This window comes from Streptomyces sp. NPDC014656 (assembly GCF_043084305.1).
Lineage (GTDB): Bacteria > Actinomycetota > Actinomycetes > Streptomycetales > Streptomycetaceae > Streptomyces.
Map to the genome: position 1 here is coordinate 177,265 of NZ_JBIBZN010000005.1, position 25,729 is coordinate 202,993.

General features: G+C 73.3%; 19 protein-coding genes. 13 read left to right on the forward strand and 6 right to left on the reverse strand.

What is annotated here, in order from left to right; translation table 11 throughout:
- Positions 1–254 precede the first annotated feature (254 nt).
- Positions 255–4,082: a S8 family serine peptidase gene (locus tag ACF1ED_RS14225; protein WP_391760068.1), complete on the forward strand. Its 3,828-nt coding sequence runs from the start codon at positions 255–257 to the stop codon at positions 4,080–4,082.
- 51 nt (positions 4,083–4,133) lie between these two features.
- Here the strand turns inward: ACF1ED_RS14225 and ACF1ED_RS14230 are convergent, their stop codons facing one another.
- From ACF1ED_RS14230 to rpmB, 5 genes are all read right to left on the reverse strand, one after another.
- The gene (locus tag ACF1ED_RS14230; protein WP_391760070.1) at positions 4,134–5,144 is read right to left on the reverse strand and encodes a helix-turn-helix domain-containing protein; all 1,011 of its coding nucleotides are present in this window, start codon (positions 5,142–5,144) and stop codon (positions 4,134–4,136) included.
- A 288-nt stretch (positions 5,145–5,432) separates the two neighbouring features.
- Complete coding sequence (locus ACF1ED_RS14235) at positions 5,433–6,593, reverse strand: GTP-binding protein (protein WP_391760072.1); 1,161 nt, start codon at positions 6,591–6,593, stop codon at positions 5,433–5,435.
- A 4-nt stretch (positions 6,594–6,597) separates the two neighbouring features.
- Positions 6,598–6,768 (reverse strand): 50S ribosomal protein L32, encoded by a 171-nt coding sequence (gene rpmF, locus ACF1ED_RS14240; RefSeq protein WP_362571254.1) that lies wholly within the window; start codon positions 6,766–6,768, stop codon positions 6,598–6,600.
- Positions 6,769–6,880: 112 nt separating this feature from the next.
- Positions 6,881–7,186, reverse strand: coding sequence for a 30S ribosomal protein S14 (gene rpsN / locus ACF1ED_RS14245; protein ID WP_391760074.1), 306 nt, complete (start codon positions 7,184–7,186; stop codon positions 6,881–6,883).
- Positions 7,186–7,422: a 50S ribosomal protein L28 gene (rpmB, locus tag ACF1ED_RS14250; protein ID WP_391760076.1), complete on the reverse strand. Its 237-nt coding sequence runs from the start codon at positions 7,420–7,422 to the stop codon at positions 7,186–7,188. The genes rpsN and rpmB overlap by 1 nt, the downstream gene beginning before the upstream one ends.
- Before the next feature lie 278 nt (positions 7,423–7,700).
- On the opposite strand from rpmB, the gene ACF1ED_RS14255 reads away from it, so the two are divergent.
- The 3 genes from ACF1ED_RS14255 to rpsR all read left to right on the forward strand — a co-directional run bounded on the left by ACF1ED_RS14255 (position 7,701) and on the right by rpsR (position 9,399).
- Positions 7,701–7,946, forward strand: a complete 246-nt coding sequence (locus tag ACF1ED_RS14255; protein ID WP_391760712.1) for a type B 50S ribosomal protein L31 — start codon at positions 7,701–7,703, stop codon at positions 7,944–7,946.
- Positions 7,946–9,097, forward strand: a complete 1,152-nt coding sequence (locus ACF1ED_RS14260) for a CobW family GTP-binding protein (RefSeq protein WP_391760078.1) — start codon at positions 7,946–7,948, stop codon at positions 9,095–9,097. Before ACF1ED_RS14255 ends, ACF1ED_RS14260 begins: the two co-directional genes overlap by 1 nt.
- 65 nt (positions 9,098–9,162) lie before the next feature.
- Positions 9,163–9,399, forward strand: coding sequence for a 30S ribosomal protein S18 (gene rpsR / locus ACF1ED_RS14265; protein WP_391760080.1), 237 nt, complete (start codon positions 9,163–9,165; stop codon positions 9,397–9,399).
- Between the two features lie 569 nt (positions 9,400–9,968).
- Here the strand turns inward: rpsR and ACF1ED_RS14270 are convergent.
- Positions 9,969–11,828 (reverse strand): NAD-binding protein, encoded by a 1,860-nt coding sequence (locus tag ACF1ED_RS14270; RefSeq protein ID WP_391760714.1) that lies wholly within the window; start codon positions 11,826–11,828, stop codon positions 9,969–9,971.
- Between the two features lie 579 nt (positions 11,829–12,407).
- Between ACF1ED_RS14270 and ACF1ED_RS14275 the strand changes: the two genes are divergently transcribed.
- The 9 genes from ACF1ED_RS14275 (at position 12,408) to ACF1ED_RS14315 (ending at position 25,587) form a co-directional block, all read left to right on the forward strand.
- Positions 12,408–12,563: a hypothetical protein gene (locus ACF1ED_RS14275; protein WP_391760082.1), complete on the forward strand. Its 156-nt coding sequence runs from the start codon at positions 12,408–12,410 to the stop codon at positions 12,561–12,563.
- A 52-nt stretch (positions 12,564–12,615) separates the two neighbouring features.
- Positions 12,616–12,903, forward strand: a complete 288-nt coding sequence (locus ACF1ED_RS14280; RefSeq protein WP_391760084.1) for a hypothetical protein — start codon at positions 12,616–12,618, stop codon at positions 12,901–12,903.
- Between the two features lie 321 nt (positions 12,904–13,224).
- A complete protein-coding gene (locus ACF1ED_RS14285) occupies positions 13,225–14,277 on the forward strand; it encodes a PucR family transcriptional regulator (RefSeq protein ID WP_391760086.1) in 1,053 nt (350 codons plus the stop codon).
- A 193-nt stretch (positions 14,278–14,470) separates the two neighbouring features.
- The gene (locus ACF1ED_RS14290) at positions 14,471–14,887 is read left to right on the forward strand and encodes a hypothetical protein (protein ID WP_391760088.1); all 417 of its coding nucleotides are present in this window, start codon (positions 14,471–14,473) and stop codon (positions 14,885–14,887) included.
- A 42-nt stretch (positions 14,888–14,929) separates the two neighbouring features.
- Complete coding sequence (locus ACF1ED_RS14295) at positions 14,930–16,945, forward strand: SPFH domain-containing protein (RefSeq protein WP_391760090.1); 2,016 nt, start codon at positions 14,930–14,932, stop codon at positions 16,943–16,945.
- A gap of 100 nt (positions 16,946–17,045) precedes the next feature.
- The gene (locus ACF1ED_RS14300; RefSeq protein WP_391760092.1) at positions 17,046–21,941 is read left to right on the forward strand and encodes a DNA repair ATPase; all 4,896 of its coding nucleotides are present in this window, start codon (positions 17,046–17,048) and stop codon (positions 21,939–21,941) included.
- Between the two features lie 64 nt (positions 21,942–22,005).
- Positions 22,006–22,437, forward strand: a complete 432-nt coding sequence (locus tag ACF1ED_RS14305) for an NfeD family protein (RefSeq protein ID WP_391760094.1) — start codon at positions 22,006–22,008, stop codon at positions 22,435–22,437.
- Between the two features lie 5 nt (positions 22,438–22,442).
- Positions 22,443–23,507, forward strand: a complete 1,065-nt coding sequence (locus ACF1ED_RS14310) for an SPFH domain-containing protein (protein ID WP_391760095.1) — start codon at positions 22,443–22,445, stop codon at positions 23,505–23,507.
- 541 nt (positions 23,508–24,048) lie between these two features.
- Complete coding sequence (locus ACF1ED_RS14315; protein ID WP_391760097.1) at positions 24,049–25,587, forward strand: alanine/glycine:cation symporter family protein; 1,539 nt, start codon at positions 24,049–24,051, stop codon at positions 25,585–25,587.
- Positions 25,588–25,729: the final 142 nt, after the last annotated feature.

Sequence of the window (25,729 nt, forward strand, 5' to 3'; positions counted from 1 at the left end):
TCGCGGAAGCGACATGTCGCGATCGTGACAGCCGCCGGGGGAGGGCGTTCGCACCGGACTCCCGGAAGGGCGGGCGAGCAGGAGTACGGGTGCTTCGCCCCGGTGGATCCGCCGGTACGCGGAGGGGAGCGCGCCGTGTCGTTCTGGCGACATGTCGTAAGCGCGGCACCGAAAAGGCTGGTGCGGTGATCGCGGGGGGCCCGAGTCTGGAGCCGCACCGCGTGTCCGTTTCCTTGTCCCCTGGAAAGGTTCCGATGCACAGACGGCTTCGCCCCGCCGCCGTTCTGGCGGCAGGCGTCCTCATCGCCACCCTGGCCCCCACCTCCTCCGGAGCGCTCGCCGCCCCGGCCCCCGCCTCCCCCCGCGTGGACCCCGCCGACCGTCCCCAGGTCACCTCCGTCACGCTCGTGACCGGGGACCGGGTACGGCTGGAGACCTTCCCCGACGGCCGGAAGGCCGTCTCCGTCGAGCCGGCCCCGGGCGCCTCGCAGACCGACTTCACCCAGCTGGAGATCGACAAGCAGGTGTACGTGCTGCCCCGCGCCGCGCTCCCGTACATCTCCTCCGGCAAGCTGGACCGGCAGCTGTTCAACATCACCGCCCTGGTCGAGCAGGGGTACGACGACGCCCACACCTCCGCCATCCCGCTGATCGCCCGCTACACCGGCGGCACGGACCCCGCGGCCGAGGGGGCGCCCGCCGGTTCGCGCAAGGGCCTGGTCATCAAGAGCCTGCGCGGCTCGGCACTGAAGGCGGACAAGAAGCAGGCAGGACGCTTCTGGAAGGCCATCGACGACGACGCGCTCGCCGGGAGCGGTACGGGGGACGGCGCCAAGAACGCCCCCGGGAGCCCCTCCTTCACGAACGCGGCCTTCGAGGGCGGCATCGAGAAGCTGTGGCTGGACGCGAAGGTCCGCGTCTCCCTCGACCGCAGCACCGCCCAGATCGGTGCGCCCGAGGCGTGGCGGGCCGGCTACGACGGCCACGGCGCGACCGTCGCCGTCCTCGACACCGGCGTCGACGCCACCCACCCCGACCTGGCCGGAAAACTCGGCGAAGTACGCAACTTCACCGAAGACCCCACCGCCGCCGACGGACACGGCCACGGCACCCACGTCGCCTCCACCATCGCCGGTAGCGGCGCCGCCTCGGACGGTGCGCGCAAGGGCGTGGCACCCGGGGCACGACTGCTGATCGGCAAGGTGCTCGACGACAACGGCTCCGGCCCGTACTCCGCCATCATGGGCGGCATGGACTGGGCCGCCCGCTCGGGCGCCGACATCGTCAGCATGAGCCTGGGCGGCGCGCCCACCGACGGCACGGACGTGCTCAGCCTCGTCCTGAACGGCCTCAGCGAGGAGACCGGCACCCTCTTCGTCGTCGCGGCGGGCAACGCGGGCGCCGACTACTCGGTGGGCTCCCCGGGGGCCGCGGAGAGCGCGCTGACCGTGGGCGCCGTCGACCGCGACGACAAGCTGGCCGTCTTCTCCAGCCGCGGCCCGCGCGTCGGGGACAACGGCGCCAAGCCGGACCTCACCGCTCCCGGCGTCGGCATCGTCGCGGCCCGCGCCGCCGGCACGTCCATGGGCAACCCGGTGGACGCGGCCCACACCGCCGCGTCGGGCACGTCCATGGCGACCCCGCACGTGGCGGGCGCGGCGGCGATCCTGGCCGGGCGCCACCCCGACTGGGACGCCCGGCAGCTCAAGGACGCGCTGATGAGCACGGTGCGCACCGCCCCCGACCAGACGGTCCACGAGCAGGGCACCGGCCGGGTGGACGTGGCCCGCTCGGTGCGCCAGCCGGTGCGCGCCACCGGCACCACCACCTTCGGCCTCCTGGCCCCGGACACCGGCCCGCGGCAGGTGAGCGTCACCTACACCAACGACGGCGACGCGCCCGTATCGCTCGACCTGGACGCGACCTTCGGCAAGTTCTACGGCTCCCCGGCCCCCGCGGGCACCATCGGCGCCCCCGCCCGGGTCACCGTGCCCGTCCGCGGCACCGCCGACGTGACCGTGACCCTCGACGCGGCCGCGCTGCCGGAAGGCGTCTACAGCGGCCGCCTCACCGCCACCTCGGCCGACGGGCAGACCGTCGCGCACACGGTTCTCTCCGCGTCGAAGGACCCCGTCAAGCACAAGGTCACCGTGCGCGGCGTCGACCGTGCCGGGCAGCCGGCGACCGTCTTCCCGCTGATCCTGCTGGGTCCCACGGGCCGCTTCGACATCGTCCACGGGGTGCCCGCGGGAGAGACCCTGACGGTGGAGGTGCCCGAGGGCACGTACTACCTGCACGGCGTCATCGCGCAGGCGACGGAGGAGAACGCCGCCCACACCCTGGTGGTCGACCCCCGCCTGCGGGTGAACGGCGCCACGGACCTGGTGCTCGACGCGCGCAAGGCGGTCCCCGTGGAGATCCGGACCCCCAAGGCCGCCGAGCAGCGGGGCCCGCTGGTCTTCTCCACCCACTGGAAGACCGCCGACCGGGAGTTCGCCAGCTTCTTCCACACCGGACACAGCGGCGGACAGTCCCTCTACGTCACGCCCACCGAGGAGTTCACCGAGGGAACCTTCGAGTTCACCTCCCGATGGCAGCTGACCGCACCGATGCTCGGCGCACGGGCGGTCGCCGCCACCGCCGCCGCCGACGTCCCGCTCCGGCTGCTCCACAACTCGCCCGCCGTGGAAGGCGTGCGGCGCCTGAGGGTGGTGGACGCCGGTCACGGACGCCCCGAGGACTACGCGGCGCTGCGCGCACGGGGCACGGACGTCCGCGGAGCCGCGGTGCTCGTGGAACTGGAGGGGGTGGAGTACGACGAGGCGGTGGCCGCGGCCGCCCGGGCCGGAGCCGCGGCCGCCGTCACCACCGTCGCCGGCGGCGAGGGGTACGCGGCCGCGACCTGGCAGCCGGTGAGCCGGCGGCTGCCCGCGATCGGGCTGTACGCCCCCCGCGCCGCCGCGCAGCGGCTGCGCGCGCAGGGCACCGTGCTGGAGCTGAAGGGCACCCCGGAGAGCCCCTACCTCTACGACGTCCTGCAGGTCTCCGCACAGCGCGTCCCCGAGCGGGTGGTCCACGAGGCCGGGCCGGAGAACACGGCCACCGTGGTCTCGCGCTACCCGGACACGGGCGGGGCCCGCTACGTCGCGGAGGACCGGCTGGCCTGGCGACCGTGGGAGGGGGAGAACGTACAGCTCTCCCTGCGGTCCCGGTACGTCCGCACCGGGCAGGCGCGGACGGAGTACCTGAGCGCTCCCGCCGACACCCGGTGGCTGCACTGGGTCAACCCCCGCAACACCTGGGCCGTCCACGCGGTGGGGACCGGCATGTTCGGCCCCCTGCGCACCTACCGGCCCGGTGAGCGCACCACGGAGAGCTGGTACGCCCCCGTGGTCCGCCCGGCGATCCCGCGAGGCGTCGAGGGGCTCGCCCACCGCGAGGGCGACCGGCTGACCATAGGGATCCCCGAGTTCGCCGACACGGCCTCCGGCCACTACGGCCACGCCCTGCCCCGCAAGGACGCCAACACCCCCTACCCCGACGAGACCCGAGCCGTGCTCCGCCGCGACGGCGAGGTCCTCGCCGAAGGCCCCCGGGCCTGGGGCGTCTTCCCCGCGGGCGGGGACGACGGCCGCTACCGGCTGGACCTGGACGTGAAGCGCACCAGCCCCGAGGGCACCCTCTCGCGGGCCACCAGCACCCGCTGGTCCTTCACCGCCCCTCGCCCGGCAGACGGCCAGGAGGCCCCGCTGCCCCTCCTCCAGCTCGACTACGACGTGGCCACCGACCTCCGGGGAGCCGCCCCCGGCTCCGGGCCCTTCGCCTTCGGAGTGAGCGCCCGCCACCAGGACGGTCTGACGGGCCGTTCGGTGAAGGGCGTGGAGGTGTCCGTCTCGTACGACGACGGCGGGCACTGGCGGGCGGCGACCGCCTCCGCCCGGGGCGACGGCGCCTACCGCGTCCGGGTCACGCACCCGCCGGCCGCCCGCACCAGCGGGTACGTCACGCTGCGGGTCCGCGCCTGGGACGACGCGGGCAACGAGGTGACGCAGGAGATCGAGCGGGCGTACGCGCTGAGGTAGCGCGCGGGCCCCGGAAGCCGCGGCCGGCCCCGGTCGCGGCTTCCGCGCCTCCTACGACAGCCAGTCGCGCCGCGCCGCCTGCCACACCAGCTGCGTACGGGTCGTCGCGCCCGCCCGCTGCATCAGCGCGGTGATCCGGCGCTGCACCGTGCGGTGACTGACCCCCAGCTGGGTGGCGATCGCCTTGTCCGCCACGCCCGCGACGACCAGGGAGAGCAGATAGCGCTCGTCGTCGGCGAGGCTGCCGCCCGGCCCCATGCCGCCGGCGAAGTCGGCCAGCTCGCCCGCCTCCGTGACGTGCAGCGGGGTCCCCGCCGCCCACTGGATGTCGAACAGGGCGACGAGGGCGTCCAGGAGCGTGCTGCCGCGGATGATCGCGGCGGTCGGCTCGCCGCGGGCGCCGGTCGCGCCGACCGGCATCAGCGGGCAGACGGCGACGGCGCTGTCGACGATGACCATGCGCACGGGGAGCGTGCTGGTGGCGCGGGCCACTTCGCCGGCGCGGATGCCCTGGGCGACGTTGTCGACCATGCCGGGCTCCTCCAGGCAGGCCCGTTCGTAGATCGCCTCGTAGCGGATGCCCTGGGCGAGCAGCTCGAACTCCTCGTCGTTGTCCTGGGCGCGCAGCGCCACCGGATCGGCCTTGCAGAACCACCGCAGGTCGCTGCGGGCGCCGTAGGCGAGCTGGCGCAGCTGCTGGCGGATGGCGCCGGCGCCGGTGATCACCTCGACCAGTTGCCCGGCGTCGTGGCGCCGCTCGCCCGCCCGGTACTCCTCGGCCAGCTGCTCCATTCCGCGCCGCGCCCATTCCAGCGCGTCCTGGCCGCGCGCCAGCAGGGGCTGCAGCGCCACGTCCGGCGGGACGGGCACGTACCGCATGCCGTCGTCGCCCGCGAGCCGCCCGACCAGACCCTTGTCGTGGAGGGAGGACAGGAGCAACGCCGCCTCGCGTTCCCGGATGCGGAGCCGCTGGACGATCTCGTCCATGTCCGCGTCGCGTACCTCCACCAGGAGGCGGTAGACCCGCTCCTCCGCCGCCCCGATCCCCGCTATCTCCAGCACGCGCCCTCTCTTCCCCTCACCGCCCACCCGAGCCGACGCCCACTGTGCCATCCATGATCGAAAACGAACACACCGTCTCCCGACCCGTGTCGGCGGGACGAGCGCTGTGCGGCGGCTGATGGCGTGCGCGTTCCGCACCGGGCGGGGGCGTCCTCCCCGGCTCGTCCGGCGCGGTGCGGATGCCGAGCCCTGGGGACGGGACCGGACAGGAGAGGACAGAACAGGACCGGGCCGGACGGTGCCGTGGCTGCGACCACCGTCCGGCCCGGATTCTTCGGGCCCGGGGTGTCAGGCCGCCGGCTCGTGCTCGCAGGCGTCGCCGGTGCCGTACGTCTCCCAGGCCGGGAAGTCGTCGTCGGAGGGAACGGCCTCGTCCGGTGCCAGCAGGCAGGCGTCGAGGGCCGTGCGGAGGGCGTCGGCGCGCAGGCCGGTGCCGATGAAGACCAGTTCCTGGCCCTGTGCGGTCTCCGGGCCGAGGACCCCGGAGGGCTCGAACCGGGCCACGGCGCCCGCCTGGGACCACAGGCCGGTCACGCGGGGACGGCTGGCGAGCCGGAAGAAGCCCTTGGAGCGCAGGACGTTCCCGTACGCGCCGCTGTCGAGGTCCTGGGTGACCAGGTTCCACAGCCGTCCGGGGTGGAAGGGGCGGCCGGCGCGGAAGACCAGGGAGGAGATGCCGTACTCCTCGGTCTCGGGGACGTGGTCTCCGTTGAGCTCCTTCACCCAGCCCGGGGCCTGCTGGGCGCGCTCGACGTCGAACAGGCCGGTGCCCAGCACCTGTTCGAGGGCCACTCGCCCCCGCACGGCGGGGACGATCCGCGCTTCCGGGTTGAGCCGGGACAGTGCGGCGCGGAGCCGGCGCGCTTCCCCCGCGTCGACCAGGTCGAGCTTGTTGAGGACGATGACGTCGGCGAACTCGACCTGGTCCACGAGGAGATCGCTGACGGTGCGCTCGTCGTCCTCGTACTGATCGAGGCCGCGCGCGGCCAGTTCGTCGCCGCCGCCGAGCTCGGCCAGGAAGTTCGCGGCGTCCACGACCGTCACCATCGTGTCCAGGCGGGCGAGGTCGCCGAGGGTGGCGCCGTCGTCCCGGGGGAAGGAGAAGGTGGCGGCGACCGGCATGGGCTCGGAGATGCCGCTGGACTCGATCAGGAGGTAGTCGAACCGGTCCTCGCGGGCGAGCCGGTCGACCTCCTCCAGGAGGTCGTCGCGCAGGGTGCAGCAGATGCACCCGTTGGTCATCTCGACCAGGCGCTCCTCGGTGCGCGAGAGCGCCGCTTCGCCGCCGCGCACGAGCGCGGCGTCGATGTTGACCTCGCTCATGTCGTTGACGATGACCGCGACCCTGAGGCCCTCGCGGTTGCCCAGCACGTGGTTGAGCAGCGTGGTCTTGCCCGCGCCGAGGAAGCCGGACAGCACGGTCACCGGCAGGCGGTCGTACGAGCTCACGGGCTCAGCCTTCGGGGCGGAGGAGGCCGCGCTCGTACGCCTTCACGAGGCGCTGGGGGACCCGGTGGACGACGCCGTCGACGGTGACGGGCACCAGCTGGGGCGTGGTGGCCTTCCACTGGGCGCGGCGGTGGCGGGTGTTGCTGCGGGACATCTTCCGCTTGGGGACGGCCATGGGGGCTCCTCGGTCTGGGTGACGGTTCGGCGAGGCTATATGAAAACGGGTCTCATTATCAATTCGGGGCGCGCGCCCCCGGCGGGAGTGCCGTCGGGGGCGCACCTCGCCCTCACCAGGAGGACTTGGTCACTCCCGGCAGGAATCCCGCGTGCGCCTGCTGCCGCGCCCGGACGCGGGAGAGTCCGAACCTGCGGAGGTAGCCACGGGGCCGGCCGTCGACGCTGTCGCGGTTGCGCACGCGGGTGGCGCTGGCGTCGCGCGGCTGCCGGCGCAGTTCCGCGAGGGCGGCCTCCCGCTCGGCTCCCGTCGAGGACGGGCGCCGGACGATCTCCTTGAGTTCCGCCCGCCGGGCGGCGTACCGCCTGACGGTCTCCTTGCGCTTCTCGTTCTGCGCGATCTTGCTCTTCTTCGCCATCAGACCTTCCCTCCCCGGGCGCGGATCCGGGCCACGGCGGCCTCGACCCCGATCGCGTCCACCGTCTTGATCGCCCTGGCGCTCAGGGTGAGGCGCACGTGCCGCCCCTCGCTGGGCAGCCAGTAGCGCTTGCGCTGGATGTTCGGGTCGAAGCGCCGGGAGGTGCGCCGGTGCGAGTGGGAAATGGTGTTGCCGAAGCCCGGCCGGGCGCCGGTCAGTTGGCAGTGGGCCGACATGGACGCTGCCGCCTTTCTCTGGAGGAGGGGCTAGTATATGGGAATGAAAACCATTCCCATATACTAGCTCCACGGCGCACGGCGAACTCCGCCCGGTGACCCGTCCCCGCTCCGCCGCGGGCGCCGGGTCCACCCCCGTCACCCGCGAGAACCGGCGCGACGGCCCCGGCCGGCCCGCCCTCCGCGAGCACGGCCCGGCCGCCGGCCGCCACGTCGACCCCCGCGAAGAGGGCCGACCCCTCCGCCCCCTGTCCCCGCCCCTCCAGAAAGGCCCCGCCATGAAGCCCGGGATCCACCCCGCCTACGAGCCGGTCGTCTTCCGCGACTCCGCCTCCGGCACCGCGTTCCTCACCCGCTCCACGATGACCAGCGACAAGACGGTCGAGTGGGAGGACGGCAACACCTACCCCGTGGTCGACGTGGAGATCTCCTCCGCGAGCCACCCCTTCTACACCGGCACCGCCCGTGTCCTCGACACCGCCGGCCGCGTCGAGAAGTTCCAGCGCCGCTACGGATCCCGCTGATGGCCCGTCAGCACCGGCTCCCGGTCGTGATCGTGGCCGGCCTCCACGCCGACGCCAGGCGCGAGGTCGTCGATCGCCTCCTGGAGACCGTCCCCGGCAGCGTGGCGCTCCACCACGACCTCGCCGACGCCCCGGACGGGACGGTCCTCCGCCTCGTCCGCGACGCCTCCGGCACCCTTTCCCGGGGTGACGCGCCGCTGGTCGACGACTGCGCCTGCTGCGCCCTGCGCGAGGACCTGGTACCGGAGTTGAAGCGGCTGGCGGACGGCGGGCCGACCCCTCTCGCCGTGGTGGAACTGTGGGACTCGGTCGAACCGAAGGCCATGGCCGAGGTGATCGCCGGGCACGGCGGCGACCGGCTCGCCCTGACCGGCGTCATCACCGCCGTGGACCCGGCGCTCGTCCTGCCGTACCTCGCCAACGGCGACGACCTGGCCGAAGCCGGTCTCGCGGCGGCCCCCACGGACCAGCGGACCGTCGGTGACACCTGGGCCCGGCAGCTGGAGTACGCCCCCGTCCTCGCCGTCGTCGACAGCGACGAAGCCGACGACGAGGACCACGCTCTCCTCGCGCAGCTGCACCCCACCGCACGGCGCGTACCGGCCGCCTCCGCCGAACTCGCCCGCGCCGCGCTCGCGGGCTTCGACGTCGAGGCCGCCGCGGCCGCGCAGCACCCCGCGTGCGCGCTGCTTCCGCAGGAAGCCGACGAGGCCGGGGTCACCACGCTCGTGTGGCGCCGCCACCGCCCCTTCCATCCCGAACGCCTCCACCGGGCCCTGGAGGACCTGTGCTGCGCCGCCGCGCGCAGTCGCGGCCGGTTCTGGCTCGCCGACCGCCCGGACACCCTGCTCGCCTGGGAGGCGGCCGGCGGAGCGCTCTGCGTCGAGAACGCAGGCCCCTGGCTGGCGTCCCTGCCGGACGCGGCCTGGGAGCTGGTCCCTCCCGTGCGGCGGGCGGCGGCCGCGCTCGACTGGCACCCCGAGCACGGAGACCGCTGCCAGCACCTCGTCTTCACCTCGCCGGGCCTCGACCGCGACGGACTGGAACGACTCCTCGAATCCTGCCTGTTGACGGACGCCGAGTACGCCTCCGGGCCCGACTCCTGGAAACGCCTGCCCGCCGCGTTCGACTCCCTGCTCGACGCCGCCTGACCCCGGCCCGCCCCTCGCGGCCGGTACGACCGCCACGGAAACGTTCACTCGAAGGAGAAGCCGTCATGGCTCGCCGCCAGGACCCCCGAAAGCCCGTGAAGTCCCGCCCCAACCCGCTCGACGCGGCCGGGATCACGTACATCGACTACAAGGACACCGACCTGCTGCGGAAGTTCATCTCCGACCGGGGCAAGATCCGCAGCCGGCGCGTCACCCGCGTGACCGCCCAGCAGCAGCGAGCCCTGGCCACCGCCATCAAGAACGCGCGCGAGATGGCCCTGTTGCCGTACGCCGCCCGCTGACGGGGACGGGCCCGTCACCCGGCCCCCGGCAGCCGATCCCGCCGGGGGCCTTCGCCGCGCGGGGGCGGACACGTCACCGCGCGGCGGCCATCGGCGACCCGGCACGGGATCCGCACTCCCGCGAGGCCGGCACGCCCACCCGGCCGGAGCCCTCCCGGCCCGAGCCGGCCGCCGGGAGCGGTGACGGCCACGACGCCTTCGTGAGCAGGACGCCGCGGGGCTCATGCGCCGCCTCGGCCGAGGCGCTGAATGAGGACTCCCGAAAGGCTGACGCGCTTCAGGTCCCGGCCGAAGCCCACCGACGGCCGGGTGCCGGCCGGCCGAGGGGGCGGACGGGTGGCGTCCGCTTCGCGATCCGCGGTCGCCGTGCTCATCCGTCTCTCGCGAATCTCCCCTGGAGCGCCCGGCGGAGACGGCCCCTCGGGACTGTCCGACGCCCCGGAGACCTGGACGAGTGCGCCCGTGCGCGGGGGTGTCACCGCGGGTTCCCGGTGACCGCGTGCCCGCCGCCGCGACGGGTTTCCCGGTCCGGGGACGCCCGAAGGACGCGGCGGCGTTCGCAGGCGCCGCTACCGGGACCCGGTGGCCGCCGAGCGGCCGTCCGACGGGTCCCCGAGGAGTTCGGCCAGCCCGCGGCGGGTGGCGGCGACCACGACGCGGTCACCGGGATGGAGGACGTGGCCGGGGTGGAGGTCCCAGAGGAGGGACTGGTGGTCACCGTCGTGGCCGGTGTTGGCGAGGTCGGGGGAGCGGGATTCGGGCTGGGCGGTGTCGAGGGCGAGGACGCGCCAGGCGCCGGGGCGGAAGGCCTCGGCGACGGTGCGGCCTTCGAGCTGCGGGTGTCCGGCGACGAGGAGGGCCGCGAAGAGGAGGACCTTGCGTTCGACCGAGATCGCGCCGAGTACCTGACGGCCCATCATGGCCCCCGCGAACGCGGGCGCGGCGAGGTGGGTGACGCTGCGACTGCGGGTGACGGCGTCCGGGTGGGCGGAGCGCAGGGTGCGGTAGACGGCGGCGGCGAAGTCGTCGTCGTACAGCCGCAGTGCGACGCGGAGGTCGTTCTTGAGGCTGCGGGCGGCGAGGGTCGCCTCCAGGTTGGTGGTGTCGGAACTGGTCAGGGCGAGCAGGGCGTCGGCCCGGTGGACGCGGGCGGCGTCGAGCACACCGTCCTCGGTGACGTCCCCGAGGACCACGGGCACGCCCAGGTCGCGCGCGAGCGGGATGCCGCGGGCGTCGGGGTCCTGCTCGACGCAGACGACGGGGATGTCGAGTTCCCGCAGCCTGGCGAGGACACGGGCGCCGATCTTGCCGAGGCCGAGGAGCACGATGTGCCCGGACAGGCCCCGGGGCGGGCGCCGCAACGCGCCGGTCGCGCGGAACGTGCCCAGTGCTTCCAGGGCGCCGGCGACGAGGAGGGGGAGCAGGGCGAGGCCGACCAGGCCGGAGAGCAGCTGGAGGACCTGCCGGGTCGAGGAGTCCTCCAAGGCGGGGTCGTTGATCGAGAACAGGTCGAGCAAGGTCAGGTACGCGGCGTGGACGGGGTCGGCGTCGGTCAGCGCCGCCGTGGTGGCCGTGAGGGCGAGCACCGCGGCGACGATCCCCGCGAGTGACCAGCGCAGGCGGGTGGAGAACACCTCGCCGAGCGGGGCGCCGCGCCGGGCGAGCCGACGCGGCGGCAGGGCGGGCCCCGCGCGCCGGACGGCTTCGAGGACGACGGTGCCACGGCCCGCCGAGCCCCGGACGGCCCGGTCGTCGGGCAGCAGCTCCGGACCCTGCGCGCCGCTCGCGTCCGAACCCTCGCTGCCGACGGGGTCGCTGGTGGTCGAGGAGAGCAGGGCCAGCGTGCACAGGCCCGGGTCGGGCACTTCGCCCCGGCCGGGCACCGGGCGTTCGGCGGCGCGCAGCAGGAGCCCGTCGGCCTGGACGACCTTGTTGGTGTCGGCGACGGCGGTGGCCACGAGCGCGGGCGCGGCGGTGTCCGCGTCGGAAAGGACGGTCGTGGACGCGTCCAGGACGGTGCGGTCGCCGCCGGACGCGGCCAGGAGGGCGGCCTGGTCGAGCAGTTCCTCCAAGTGGTGGCCGAGCTTGCGGTTGTACATGCGGACGACCAGGCGCAGTCCCGGGTTGAGCCGGCGCGCGGCGAGCGCGGCCCGCAGGTTCGTCTCGTCGTCCTCGTACAACAGGGCCAGCGAGGCGGCCCCGTCCACGCCGGCACGGAGGAGTGCCGCTGTCGTGGGGGACGGGGCGGTCTGCACGTGCACGGGAAGGACGGCGGCGCCGCTCGCGGCGTCGGGCGCTGCCGCGCTTTGAGCGGCCGTCGGCTCCTCGGCCCCGTCGGCGGGGACCACGAGGATCACCCGTCGGCGGTACACCTCGCGCAGCTCCACCGCGAGCCGACGTGCGAGCCCGTCGTCTCCACAGACCACCATGTGCCCGATGGCACCCGACGGCAGCCGCCCCTGACTCGGCACCGCGACCATGTTCCCACCCCCGTGACTCGACGCGTGACTGTCTGATCATTCACCTCGGGCGTTCCGCCGTACGACGACGGGGGCGCGTGCGGGCCGGGAACGTCGTCGCGGCCGGTGCCGCCGGCACCTGGACTCCGGGACCTCCCCGCGGCGGGAGCGCGGTACCGGCGGCGAGGGCGATCAGCCCGCCGGTCCCGAGGAGGGCGGCCCGCGCGCGCGGCCGCCCGCTCGCACAGTGCCCGCCGCGCCGCGAGCCGCCCGTCACGGTCGGCCCGCCCAGTCGTGCAGTTTCCCGAGGACGAGCGTCACGGCACCACCGCCGGCCGCGATGAGGCCGTAGACCGCGAGCATGGTGCGCCGGCCCTGCTTGCTCAGCTCCTGGCATCGTGGCGCGAACCGGACGCGCGTTCACTGCCGGACTTCGGCAGTCTTTACGCGCTCTTCATGCCGTAGCGGCGAGGGAGGAGGGGGACGGCGACGAGAGCGGCCGCGCGTGCGGGTGCTTCCTCGGGGAGGAGGCGCCCCGTCCCGGAAGGCGTGACGGTCGTCGGCGTCAAGCGCGCCGGCGAGGACTTCACCTCCGCGACCGCGGAGAGGGTCGTCGCGGCGGGTGACAACATCGTCGTGACCGGCGGGACCAGGACGGTGGAGGCCTTCCCCGAGCTGCCCTGGACTAGGATCGTGCGCCGGTGAGCCGGGAAGTCTGGTCGGCACAGTCTTCCGCCTGCCCCGAAAGAGCCCGGCCGTGCCCCTCGCCCTGCTTCCGATCGCCCTGCTCGCCCTCGCCTTCCTGGCCTTCAACGTCGTGCTCTGCGTGCGGGTGGGGCGGATGACCGAGCTGCCTCGGTGGCGGCGCGCGCTTCCCTCCCTGCTGCTGTGCGCCGCGCTCGTCGCGAGCGCGGGCCGCGCCTGGGGCGTCACCGCTGTCGCCGAGGCCGTCGCGTTCCCGCTGAACGCGGCCACGGCGCTGCTCGGGACGTACGAGGTGGACCGGCGACGCCGGCGACGTGTGAGTCCGGGTGCGGCCGCGTGAGCGATCCGCGGAGCTGGGGGCTCCTCGCCGGTGGCGCTGTGGTGATCCTCGTTCCGAGCGTTGCCGTCCTGACCGGCCGGCGGCCGTGTTTCCCGCGCGGTTCACGGGGCCCGGTGTCTCTGCTCGGCCTCACCGGGCTGTGCGTGTACGCGGGTGTCCTGGTCAACGAAATTCCCCGCGTGGCGGGTGCTTCTTCCGGCGTGCGTGCCACGTGCGCCTACATCGGGCTGGGGCTGATGGGCACGGCCGTCGGCCTGTTCATCCTCTACGACGTCCTCAGCGGTTCGGACCGGCGGGGACGGAAAGGAAACGGGGCGGGAAATGACAGACGACGGCGCATCCGAGTACGCGACGCTGTTCGCGGAGGTGGCGGCCACCGGAAGACGCCTGAACAAAGAGGAGATCGAACGGAACCGGGAAGCGGGTGAGAGGGCCGCCCGCGAGGGACACACCCTGCGGGAGCTCATCGGCGGCCATCTGGCCGCGGTCAGGACCGCCTGGCCGGAGCAGGCGCTGAACCGACGGACCGCCCTGGACCTGCTCGCCGCGGTCGAACAGTCCGTCGACGCCTTCTCGACGGGGTTCGAACGGGCCCAGCGGCTCGCCGTCCGCCAGGAGGAGGCCGAGCGCCGGGAGTTCATCGACGACCTGCTGTACGGACGCAGCGACCTGGGCCGGACGGCGGAGCGGGCGGAGCGCTTCGGGCTGCGCCTGTCCCAGGCGCACGCGGTCGCCGTCGCGCGCGGACCGAAGGCGTACACGGAGGCGGATCCGGTGCCGCAGCAGGTCGAGCGGGCGCTGATCGGAAGGTTCGGTGACCGGCACGTCCTCCTGACGACGAAGGGCGGCCGGATGGTCTGCGTCGCGCCCGGCGACCAGCCCGAGGTCCTCGCCCATTTCGCCAAGCAGGCGTTCGCCGCCACCGGCGGAGGACAAGCGGCGATCGGCCGGCCCCAGCCCGGGCCCAGGGGCGTCGTGCACTCCTACGAGGAGGCGCTCGGCGCCCTCGACCTCGCCGACCGCCTCGGTCTCGACGCGCCCGTCCTGCACGCCGTCGACCTCCTCGTCTATCCCGTCCTCACCCGTGACCGGCAGGCCATGGAGGACCTCGTCCGCAGCACGCTCGGCCCCCTGCGCTCCTCCCGCGGAGGCGCCGAACCGCTCCTCGACACCCTCACCGCGTACTTCGACAGCGGGTGCGTGACCACCAAGACGGCCCACGATCTGAACCTGTCCGTCCGGGCCGTCAGTTACCGCCTGGAACGCATCCACCGGCTGACCGGCACCGACCCCGCCGACCCCGCGAGCCGCTACACCCTCCAGACCGCCGTGATCGGGGCCCGCCTGCTCGGCTGGCCCAAGAAGGACTTCTGAGCACGGGCCCCACCGGAACCAGGAGCCATGGCGAGGTGGGGGCGCCCCGATCGGTGACCCGGCATTAAGGAGCCGTCAAGATTGCCGGTTCTCGGCAATGCGCCATCCGCTGCCGGCCCGTCACAATGCTGCCAGGGCCGGAGGCGTTGCAGCGCTGATGCCGGTATCCGGCAGGGACCTCGGGGGAGGCGCAATGGATGAGTTCGTCGGAGCGGCCGTCGGATTCCCTGCCCTGGTTCTGACGGCCGCCGTCGCCGCAGTGATCGGATTCTGGGTTCTGGTGCTCTGTCGTGCCGTCACTCCGGACGCCTTCGACGCTGATGCGGCGGCGCTGGGGTTCGGCGTCCCGGTCGCGGTGGTCGCGTCCGTCGCGATCGCCACCGGATGGGTGCTCGACCTGATCGGCATGGTCGTGCTGGAACGGGCAGGGCTGGCCGGGGCCGTGAGGCTGTCGCTGTCCGTGGCCCTGCTTCCGGTGGCCCTGTCGCTGTCCTGGCTGCTCGCGAAGCGGCTGTTCGGCCGGCGTCGGCGGATGCCGTCCGCCGGCCCGCGCCGGGGCGCCGCCGACAGTGCCGCGCCCGAACCGGATTCCGCCCGTACCTCCGTCTGAGCCGGTACGTCCTCTTCTTCGATCGACACGGGGTTCTCTCTCATGGATGCCATCACCTCGGGCATCGGCGTACTCGTCGCCGTTGCCCTGCTCGTCGCCGTCGCGGCGCTCTTCATGGTCGGCAGACTGTTCCGCAAGGTGGAACAGGGCAAAGCGCTGATCGTCTCCAAGATGCGCAAGGTCGACGTCACCTTCACCGGGCAGGTGGTCCTGCCCGTGCTCCACAAGGCCGAGGTCATGGACATCTCGGTGAAGACCATCGAGATCTCCCGGACCGGGCGGGACGGACTGATCTGCCGGGACAACATCCGCGCCGACATCCGCATCTCGTTCTTCGTCCGGGTCAACAAGACCGTCGAGGACGTCATCAAGGTCGCCCAGGCCATCGGCACCGCCCGCGCCAGCGACCAGGCCACGCTCCAGGAGCTGTTCAACGCGAAGTTCTCCGAGGCGCTCAAGTCGGTCGGCAAGCAGATGGACTTCACCGACCTGTACACCAAGCGCGAGGAACTCCGCTTCCGCATCATCGAGTTGATCGGCATCGACCTCAACGGCTACAGCCTGGAGGACGCCGCCATCGACTACCTGGAGCAGACCCCGCTCACTCAGCTCGACGCCGGCAACATCCTCGACGCCCAGGGCATCCGCAAGATCACCGAACTCACCGCCGCCGAGAACGTCCGCACCAACGAGCTGCGGCAGCACGAGCAGAAGGAGATCACGCGGCAGAACGTCGACGCCCGCGAGGCGATCCTGGAACTGGAGCGCCGCCAGGCGGACGCGGAGATCAAGCAGAAGCGCGAGATCGAGACCGTCCGGGCCCGCGAGGAGGCGGAGACGGCGAAGGTCGTCGAGGAGGAGCGGCTGCGGGCGCAGAGCGCCTTCCTGCGTACCGAGGAGCAGCTCGGCGTCCAGCGGGAGAACCAGGCCCGCGAGGTCGTCGTCGCGCAGAAGAACCGCGAGCGGGTCATCGCGGTCGAGAACGAGCGGATCGAGAAGGACCGCCTCCTGGAGGTCATCGCCCGCGACCGGGAGACCGAGCTGACCCGGATCGCGGCCGAGAAGGAGGTCGAGGCCGAGCGCCGGGACATCGCCGAGGTCATCCGCGAGCGGGTCGCCGTCGACCGGACCGTGGCCGAGCAGGAGGAGTCCATCAAGCGGCTGCGGACCGTGGAGGAGGCCGAGCGCGAGCGCCAGGCCCTGGTCATCGCCGCGGAGGCGGAGGCCCAGGAGAAGCTGGTCAAGGACATCAAGGCCGCCGAGGCGGCCGAGCAGGCCGCGGTCCACCGGGCCGCCGAGGAGCTGACCCTGGCCGAGGCCCGCCACAAGGCCGCCGACATGGACGCCCGCGCCAAGATCCGGCTCGCCGAGGGCATCCAGGCCGAGGCCGCCGCCGAGGGACTCGCCGCCGTCCAGGTCCGCGAGAAGGAGGCCGACGCCATCGAGAAGGCCGGCCGCGCCGAGGCGGACGCCACCGAGGCCCGGCTGCGCGCCGAGGCCGAGGGCCTGCGGGCCAAGGCGCTCGCCGAGGCCACCGCGATCGGCGAGAAGCTGAAGGCGGAGGCGGAGGGCCTCAACCAGAAGGCCATCGCCGTCGCCGCCTTCGACGAGGCGTCCCGCACCCACGAGGAGTACCGGCTCCGCCTGGAGGCAGAGAAGGACATCCGGCTCGCCGGACTCGAGGTCCAGCGCCAGGTCGCCGAGGCGCAGGCCACCGTCCTGGCCACCGGTCTGGAGAACGCGGACATCAACATCGTCGGCGGCGAGTCCGTCTTCCTCGACCGGCTCGTGCAGTCCATCGCGCTGGGCAAGTCCGTGGACGGCTTCGTCGACCACTCCAGGACGGCTCAGGCGCTGGCAGGCTCCTGGCTGAACGGCGAGGGCTCCTTCACCGAGGACCTCACCAAGGTGCTCGGATCCCTGTCCACGGCCGACGTGCAGAACCTGAGCGTCTCCGCGCTCCTCGCCAAGGTCATGAACTCCGGCCTGCTGGAGGCGCCCGCGCAGGGCGCCGTACCGGCGGAGACCGCCGCGCTGAACGGCGCGGCCACGAACTGACCGCCCACGGGGGTGCGGTCAGAACGGGTCCGGTGCCGGCGAACGGGGGAGTCACCGGCGCCGGACCCGTCCACCATCACGGTACAGGGAGCAGACGAGGATGAGCACCGGAATCGACCGGGACACGTACGCGGTGCTGCGTGACCGCCTCACCGCCCAGGCCGGCGAACTCGCCCGGCGCGCCGAGGCCCTGAACGCCGCGCGGATCGCGGAGTTCGGATCGGGAGAGCTGACCCTCATCCGTACGGGAAGCCTCCGGACCGAGCACGCCTCCGTGCCCCGGGACGCGGTCGCCGTCGGGGAGGACCTGCTCCTCCTCGGCCGCCACACCGCGGCCCCGGACGGCTCGGGGCCCGCGGTCGCCGACGTCTTCACCCTGTACGACCGGGACCTGAACCCGCTGCCCGAGGACGCCGTCCCCGGCCTCCTCGACGACCCCGGCTTCCGCCGGGAATTCGCGGCCCTGCACCGCTACTTCCGGGGCACCCGCCTGCTGAGGCTGCGCCGCGTGGAGGGCCGTCTGCTCGCCGTCTTCCAGGTGGGGGAGAAGCCGGGGGACCTGCGGGTCCTGCGCTGGTCGACCGGTCCCTCCGGCGCGCCGCGGTTCCTCGACGCCCAGGGCGAACGCGACCACGTCCTGCCCGCCTCCCAGGAGGTCGACTGGGTCGAGGCCGGCCGCGAGGACCACGTGCCCGGCCGCTTCCCGCACGTCGCGGTCGGCGGCGGCCGCCTCTTCGTCTCCACGGTCGGCGGGGTCCTGACCCTCAAGACGGAGAACGACACCGAGACCGCCGAGGGCGTCCACGCCGAACCGGTCGAGGAGCCGCTGCAGTCCCTGGCCGACGCGGAGGTCGCCCACGCGACCGTCGGCCCGCTCCTCCTCGTGCGGGTACGCCCCTACAAGGAAGAGGTCCGGCGGCACCTCGTCTTCAACACCCTCACGGGGACGGTCGCCCGCCTCGACGGCCTGGAGCAGGCGTGCCTGCGCCTGCCCGAGGACGCCGGCCTCGTGTTCCCCGGCGGCTACTGCCTCGCCACCGGCACCGTGAAGACCTTCGACGCCGACACCTCGGGACTCGCCTTCGACCAGGTGATCCGTTCCCCCAACGGGGAGGACCTCCTGTACGTCTTCCAGGACCAGGCCGAGGGGCGTGTCCTGCTCCTCCCGTACAACCTGATCCGCAAGGAGGTCACCACTCCTCTCGCCGGTCGCGGCCACGCGCTGCTCGACGACGGGACGATGCTGCTCCTGCGCGACGACAGCGGCGAGCCCGGGCGCGTCCACCAGGCGCAGGTCTGGCGGACCCCTTATCTCTCCGACGTCCGTGCGACGCCCACCGGTGACGGGCCCCTGGGGCGGATCGGCAACGCCGATCTCGTCCGGGGGATCTCCGACTGCCTGGCGATCTCCCGGCAGGCCACCGAGCCGACGCCGGCCGGCGAGGTGTACGGGGCGCTCCTCGCCGCCTGCGTCCGTGCGGGCGACGTCCACCACTGGCTGGGGGACCCGGCGGCCGGAGACCTCCGTACCCCGCTGACCGGACTGCTCGACACCCTCACGCAGGTCCTCGACGAGTTCGAGACCGTCACCACCCTCACCCGTCAGGCGGCGGAGGCCCTCGCGGAGGCCGCCGAGGGGGCCGCCCGGCTGTCGCGGCGGATCCACGGCGAAGCCCCCGCCACAGCGGAGGAATGGATCTCCCGCATCACCGAACTGCGCCAGGCCCAGGGCCACGTGGTGACGCTCAAGGAGATGCGGTACGCGGACGCCGGGGCGATCGAGTCCCTGGCGGCCCGGATCGAGGACGACATCGTCTCGGCCGCCGGACGGGCCGTGCTCTTCCTCGGCCGTGACGACGCCTTCGCCCCCCAGCACGCGGAGGCCGAAGAACTCACCGCACGGGCGGGGGAGTTGGCCACCGCCGCCGACGCCGGCCCCGTCGGTGACCGCATCGGCGAACAGACCCTTTCCCTGAGGGCCCTCAGCGAGATCATCACCGGCCTCGACATCGCGGACGCCACCGTCCGCACCTCGATCCTCGCCCGGATCGCCGACGTCCTCGGCGCCCTGAACCGCGCCCGGGCCGTCCTCACCACCCGGCGCGCCGAACTCCTCGAACGGGAGGGCGCCGCCGAGTTCGCGGCCGAACTCGCGCTGCTCGGCCAGACGGTCGCCGGCGCCCTCGCCGCGGCCGGCACCCCCGAGGCGTGTGACGACCAACTGGGCCGTCTGATGGTCCAGCTGGAGAACCTGGAGGCGCGGTTCTCCGAGTCCGAGGGACTCCTCGACGAGCTGGCCGAGAAGCGCGCGGAGATCCACGAAGCCCTTTCGGCGCGCAGGCAGTCCCTCCAGGACGCCCGCGCCCGGAAGGCCGAGCGGCTCGCCGACTCGGCCGGGAGGGTGCTGGAGTCGGTCGCCCGCCGTTCCGCGACCCTGAAGGACCGGGACGAGGTCCACGCGTACTTCGCGTCCGACCCGATGGTCGTCAAGGTCAGGCGCACCGCCGCCGCCCTGCGGGGCCTCGGGGACGGGACGCGGGCGGAGGAACTGGAGAGCCGGCTCGCCGCCACCCGCCAGGAGGCCGGACGCGCGCTGCGGGACCGCACCGACCTGTACTCCGACGGAGGGGACACGATCCGGCTCGGCCGGCACCGCTTCGCCGTCAACCGCCGGACGGCCGAACTCACCGTCGTCCCGTCCGGGGACACCCTGGTCCTCGCCCTGACCGGCACGGACTACCGGGTGCCCGTCACCGACCCGGCCCTCTCCGACACCCGCCGCTTCTGGAACCGCCCCCTGCCCTCCGAGTCCCCGGAGGTCTACCGCTCCGAGCACCTGGCCGCCCGCCTCCTCGCCGAGCACGGCGCCGACCGCCTGGCCGGCGAGGACCTCCACGCCCTCGCCCGGCGGGCGGCGGAGGACGCCTACGACGAAGGGTACGAGCGGGGCGTCCACGACCATGACGCGGCGCTCATCCTGGAGGCGCTCCTCGGCGTCCACGGGACGGCGGGACTGCTGAGACACCCGGGCCGGGCGCGCGCGGCCGCCCAGCTCCACTGGGCCCACGCCGCGACCGCCGAGGACCGCGTCCAGTGGGCCGAGCGGGCGACCTCCCTCACCCGGGCCCGCGACCTCTTCGGCTCCGGGGCGGTCCTCGACGGACTGCGACGGGACCTGTCCGAGGCGCTCGGAGATCCGGGCGCCGCCGCGTACCTCGTCGAGGAACTCGCCGCCGAACCGGCCGGGTTCGTCGTGTCCGCCCCGGTCCGCGCGCTCCTGGAGAAGTTCCGCCACGCCGTCGGCCCCTCCGGGTACGACGACTCCCTCGCCGCCCTCACCACGCCCGGCGCACGCCGGCAGCACGTCGAAGCCTGGCTCACGGCCTATGCGTCCGCGTCCGGCGACGACCTCGACGCGGACGTGCTCGCCGAGGCGGTCGCCGTCGAGCTGTCCCCGGGTCTCGAGCGCTACGAAGGGCCGGGCACGGCCACGGCGAAGGTCACCGGCCTCCTCGGCGGCCATCCGAGGCTGACGGACCGCACCCTGGACATCCGCCTCGACGAGTTCCTCACGAGGACGGCCGCCTTCGCCGCCGTCGACGTACCCGCCCACCGCGCCTACCAGCAGCGCCGCCGGGACCTCGTCGACGCGGAGCGCGCCCGGCTCCGCCTGGACGAGTACCGGCCCCGGGTCATGCCCTCCTTCGTCCGCAACCGGCTCGTCGACGACGTCTACCTCCCGCTCGTCGGAGACAACCTCGCCAAGCAGCTCGGCGCCGCGGGCGACGGCAAGCGCGGCGACTCCCACGGCCTGCTGCTGCTCCTGTCCCCGCCCGGATACGGGAAGACCACGCTCGTCGAGTACGTCGCCGACCGCCTCGGCCTGCTCCTCGTCAAGGTCGACGGCCCGGCGCTCGGACCGCGCACGCTCACCCTCGACCCCGCCGAGGCCCCCGACGCCGCCGCCCGCCGGGAACTGGAGAAGGTCGCCTTCGCCCTCGCCGCGGGCAACAACGTCCTGCTGTACCTCGACGACATCCAGCACTGCTCGCCGGAGTTCCTGCAGAAGTTCATCCCCCTGTGCGACACCACCCGGACGCTCGACGGCCACGACCTGCGCGGCAAGCGCTTCGCCGTCTGCATGGCCGGCAACCCGTACACGGAGTCCGGGCACGCCTTCCGCGTCCCCGACATGCTCGCCAACCGCGCCGACGTGTGGAACCTCGGCGACGTCCTCACCGGGAAGGAGGAGGCCTTCGCCTTCAGCTTCGTCGAGAACGCCCTCACCTCGAACCCCGTCCTCGCCCCGCTCGCCGGCCGGGAGCGCGCGGACGTGGAACTGCTCGTCCGCCTCGCGGCGGGGGACCCGACCGCGCGCCGTGACCGTCTCGCCCACCCCTACGCCCCGGTCGAGCTCGACCAGGTCCTCGCCGTCCTCCGGCACCTGCTGACCGCGCGCGAGACCGTCCTGGCCGTCAACGCCGAGTACATCGCCTCCGCCGCCCGCTCCGACGAGGCCCGCACCGAACCGCCCTTCCGGCTCCAGGGCTCGTACCGCACCATGAACAAGATCGCGGCCCGCGTCTCGCCCGCCATGAACGACGCCGAGCTCGCCGCCCTCGTCGACGACCACTACACCGCCGAGGCGCAGACCCTCACCACCGACGCCGAGGCCAACCTCCTCAAACTCGCCGGGCTCCGCGGCACGCTCACCCCGGCACAGGCCGCCCGATGGGCCGAGATCACCGCCGTCCACGCCCGCACCCGGGCCCTGGGCGGCACCTCCGACGACCCCCTGTCCCGGGCGGTCGCCGCCCTCGGCCTGCTCGCCGACCGCATCGCCGCGGTGGAAACGGCGATCACCCGGGCGACCGACCCCCGCCACCTCCTCGCCCGCCCCGCCGGACGGCACGCGGCGTCGGCCGCCGGCACGGCGGCGTCCGCTGAGCACGGCGAGACGGCGCGGCCAGGCGTGCGGCGGCACCAGCCGGGGTAAACCGTCACAAAGGGTGCCACCCTGGTGAACCCCTCACAGGGCCGCACACCGCCAGGAGCGCGTCATGGATCCTTGGCTCGTCTGGTTGATCGTCGCGGGGGCGCTGGCCGTGGCGGAGATCTTCACCCTCACCGCCGCGCTCGGCATCCTCGGCGCCGCTGCCGCCGTCACGGCGGGAACCGCCGCCCTGGGCGTTCCGGCCCCGCTGCAGTTCGTGGTCTTCGCCGCCCTGGCCTCCCTCAGCCTGCTGTTCGTACGCCCCGTGGTGGTGCGCCGCCTGGGCGGCCCCCCGGCCGCGACCTTCGGGGTGGACGCGCTGGTGGGGCGGCCCGCCCGGGTCGTGTCGGAGGTGACGGGGGCGGGCGGCCGGGTCCGGATCGGCGGCGAGGAGTGGACGGCGCGCGCCTACGACGAGGCGCTGGTGATCCCTCCGGGCGCGACCGTCGACGTCATGGAGATCGACGGAGCAACGGCCGTCGTCTACCCCAGGGAGTGAGAGCCATGGACGTGTCCGGAGTGCTCGTCGCCGGTCTGATCCTCGCGGCGCTCGCCGTGTTCACCGTCATCAGGGCGGTACGCATCGTGCCGCAGGCCCGCGCCCGCAACGTCGAACGCCTGGGCCGCTACCGGCGCACCCTGAGGCCGGGGCTCAACCTCGTCATCCCCTACGTCGACCGGGTCTACCCGGTCATCGACCTGCGGGAACAGGTGGTCTCCTTCAAGCCGCAGCCGGTCATCACCGAGGACAACCTCGTCGTCGAGATCGACACCGTCCTGTACTTCCAGGTCACCGACCCGCGAGCCGCCGCCTACGAGATCGCGGACTTCCTCCAGGGCGTCGAACAGCTCACGGTCACCACCCTGCGCAACGTCGTGGGCTCGATGGACCTGGAGAAGACCCTGACCTCCCGCGACACCATCAACAGCCAGCTGCGCGGCGTGCTCGACGACGCCACCGGCAAGTGGGGGCTGCGGGTGAACCGGGTGGAGATCAAGGCCATCGACCCTCCGCAGTCCATCAAGGACGCGATGGAGAAGCAGATGCGCGCCGAGCGGGACAAGCGTGCGGCGATCCTGGGCGCGGAGGGGCAGCGGCAGTCTCAGATCCTCACGGCGGAGGGGGACAAGCAGGCCGCGGTCCTGCGGGCGGAGGGCAACCGCACCGCCGAGATCCTGAAGGCGGAGGGGCAGTCCCGCGCGATCGACGAGGTCTTCCAGGCCGTGCACCGCAACGACCCCGACCCGGGACTCCTCGCCTACCAGTACCTGCAGACGCTGCCCCAGCTCGCCCAGGGGGCCGGCAGCACCTTCTGGGTGATCCCCGGCGAGGTCACCGCCGCGCTCCAAGGCGTGTCGCGCGCCTTCGACGAGGCGCTGCCCCGGTCCCCGGCGACCCGGGAGACGTCCGCCGACGACAGGGCCGCGACCGAGGCCGCGGACGACGCGGCGAAGGCGGCGGAAGCCGCCGCCGAGGCACTCGCCGACGCCGCCGAGGCCGACGCCGACACGCTTCCCTTCGTCCCCGGACGGGCGTCGCACGCGCGGGACGGCAAGGAGAGCGGCTGAGGAGGCGGAGAAGCCCGGCTCGTTCCGCCTCCACCGGATGCCGGGAGGCGCCGCCGAACGCCGGGAGCTCCCGCGCGCGAACGACGCCGGCGAGGACGCCGTCACCGCTCCGTCCCCTCCCGCCCCGCGCTGATCCACGCGACGGGAACGCTCCGCGAGCCGGGGTGAGCAACAGGTGCTCACCCCCTGCACGCTGCTGACGTGCAGAAATACATGTCCCCTGAACGGATCGCGGTGTCCGGATAACGGTCGCGTCACGGTTACTGGCGGTTCCCCGCGTAACTGACGGTTGTGTGATCTGCGCCACAGGTAAAGGTGTGTGGTCTGTGTTAGGAATGCGCAACTCCGCAGGTGGCACCACCCCTCGCCACCCTCGGGGAGCGCCGGGCGAGACCCGGACGTACGACCGAGGTGATCACGCTCCGAGTCCGCGGAGACCGCTCACCCGCTCGCCGATCGGACAACGGCGTTCGCTCACAGACCGCACCCCCACACCGGCACGCCTCCCGCACGCCGGTCCTGCGCACCTGAGGTCCCCACCGTGTCACTCGATTCCTTCACCCAATCCGTCGACGAAGCCGTCAGCGGATTCTTCGAGCCGATAGCCACCTGGCTCGGCGAGGTCGTCTTCTACTCCGTGCCCGTCGCCGGCACCCAGCTCCCGCTCATCGTCGCCTGGCTCGTCGTCGCGGGCCTCGTCTTCACCGGGTGGTTCGGCTTCGTCCAGCTGCGCAAGTTCCGGCTCGCCGTGGACGTGGTGCGCGGCAAGTACGACGAGAAGGGATCGGCCGGCGAGGTCAACCACTTCCAGGCCCTGACCGCCGCCGTCTCCGGCACCGTCGGCCTCGGCAACATCGCCGGTGTCGCCGTCGCCGTCTCCATCGGCGGCCCCGGCGCCACCTTCTGGATGATCCTGTGCGGCCTGCTCGGCATGGCCACCAAGTTCGTCGAGGTCACCCTCGGCGTGAAGTACCGCGAGGTGCACGCCGACGGCACCGTCTCCGGCGGGCCGATGCACTACCTGCCCAAGGGCCTCGCGGAGCGCTTCGGCAAGAACGGCAAGACCCTCGGCAAGGTCCTCGCGGTCCTCGCCTCCTTCATGGTCCTGTTCTTCGGCCTCTTCGGCGGCAACCTCTTCCAGGTCAACCAGTCCTACGCCCAGCTCGTCTCCGTCACCGGCGGCGAGGACGGGATGATGGGCTCCTCGGCGGGCGCCCTGTTCTTCGGCGTCCTCATCGCCGCGCTCGTCGGCATCGTGCTCCTCGGCGGCATCCGCTCCATCGCCTCCGTCACCAGCAAGCTCGTCCCCGCCATGGCCGGCATCTACATCGCCGCCTGCCTCGTGGTCATCGCCGTCAACGTCACGGCCGTCCCCGCCGCCGTCTCCACGATCATCGAGGGTGCCTTCAACCCGCAGGGCGTCGCCGGCGGCGTCCTCGGCGCGCTGATCATCGGCTTCAAGCGGGCCGCCTTCTCCAACGAGGCCGGCCTGGGCTCCGCCCCGATCGCCCACTCCGCGGTCAAGACCAAGCACCCCGCCAGCGAGGGCCTGGTCGCCCTCCTGGAGCCCTTCATCGACACCGTCGTCATCTGCACCATGACGGCGCTGACCATCGTCATCGCCAACCCCGCCAGCTACGTCGAGGTCCGCAACGGCGGCGACTCCATCGGAGGCGTCACCATCACCTCCGACGCCTTCGGCACCGTCCTGCCCTGGTTCCCGTACATCCTGACCATCGCCGTCATGCTGTTCGCGATCTCCACCGTGCTGACCTGGGGCTACTACGGCCTCAAGGCGTGGACCCACCTCTTCGGCCGCAGCCGCGCCAGCGAGATCACCTACAAGGTCGTCTACACCGTCTTCGCCGTCGCCGGCTCGCTGCTCACCCTGCAGACCCTGATCGACATGGCCGACGCCGTGCTCTTCATGCTCGCCGTCATCAACATCATCGGCCTGTACCTCCTCGCCCCCGTCGTCAAGCGGGAGCTGAACTCCTTCCTCGCCTTCGCCAAGCGCCGCGACGCCGGCCTCGACTCCGGCGAGGACACCGACCAGGAGCCGGTGAAGACCACCGTCTGACCGCCCCCCGGCGGCCCGGCTCCCGAGGGTGCCCGTGTCCACCTCGCGCCTTGGTGGACACGGGCACCCTCACCCCTTGTCCGGCCACCAGCCACAGGACGCCCTGGTGAGCGCCACGGCCTGCCGATAGGCTGTGAAGAAC

Coding starts and splice junctions, on each gene's coding strand:
- ACF1ED_RS14225 (WP_391760068.1), top strand. CDS start 255: ATGCACAGACGGCTTCGCCCCGCCGCCGTTCTGGCGGCAGGCGTCCTC.
- rpmF (WP_362571254.1), bottom strand. CDS start 6,768: ATGGCCGTCCCCAAGCGGAAGATGTCCCGCAGCAACACCCGCCACCGC.
- rpsN (WP_391760074.1), bottom strand. CDS start 7,186: ATGGCGAAGAAGAGCAAGATCGCGCAGAACGAGAAGCGCAAGGAGACC.
- rpmB (WP_391760076.1), bottom strand. CDS start 7,422: ATGTCGGCCCACTGCCAACTGACCGGCGCCCGGCCGGGCTTCGGCAAC.
- ACF1ED_RS14255 (WP_391760712.1), top strand. CDS start 7,701: ATGAAGCCCGGGATCCACCCCGCCTACGAGCCGGTCGTCTTCCGCGAC.
- ACF1ED_RS14260 (WP_391760078.1), top strand. CDS start 7,946: ATGGCCCGTCAGCACCGGCTCCCGGTCGTGATCGTGGCCGGCCTCCAC.
- rpsR (WP_391760080.1), top strand. CDS start 9,163: ATGGCTCGCCGCCAGGACCCCCGAAAGCCCGTGAAGTCCCGCCCCAAC.
- ACF1ED_RS14270 (WP_391760714.1), bottom strand. CDS start 11,828: ATGGTGGTCTGTGGAGACGACGGGCTCGCACGTCGGCTCGCGGTGGAG.
- ACF1ED_RS14285 (WP_391760086.1), top strand. CDS start 13,225: ATGACAGACGACGGCGCATCCGAGTACGCGACGCTGTTCGCGGAGGTG.
- ACF1ED_RS14290 (WP_391760088.1), top strand. CDS start 14,471: ATGGATGAGTTCGTCGGAGCGGCCGTCGGATTCCCTGCCCTGGTTCTG.
- ACF1ED_RS14295 (WP_391760090.1), top strand. CDS start 14,930: ATGGATGCCATCACCTCGGGCATCGGCGTACTCGTCGCCGTTGCCCTG.
- ACF1ED_RS14300 (WP_391760092.1), top strand. CDS start 17,046: ATGAGCACCGGAATCGACCGGGACACGTACGCGGTGCTGCGTGACCGC.
- ACF1ED_RS14305 (WP_391760094.1), top strand. CDS start 22,006: ATGGATCCTTGGCTCGTCTGGTTGATCGTCGCGGGGGCGCTGGCCGTG.
- ACF1ED_RS14310 (WP_391760095.1), top strand. CDS start 22,443: ATGGACGTGTCCGGAGTGCTCGTCGCCGGTCTGATCCTCGCGGCGCTC.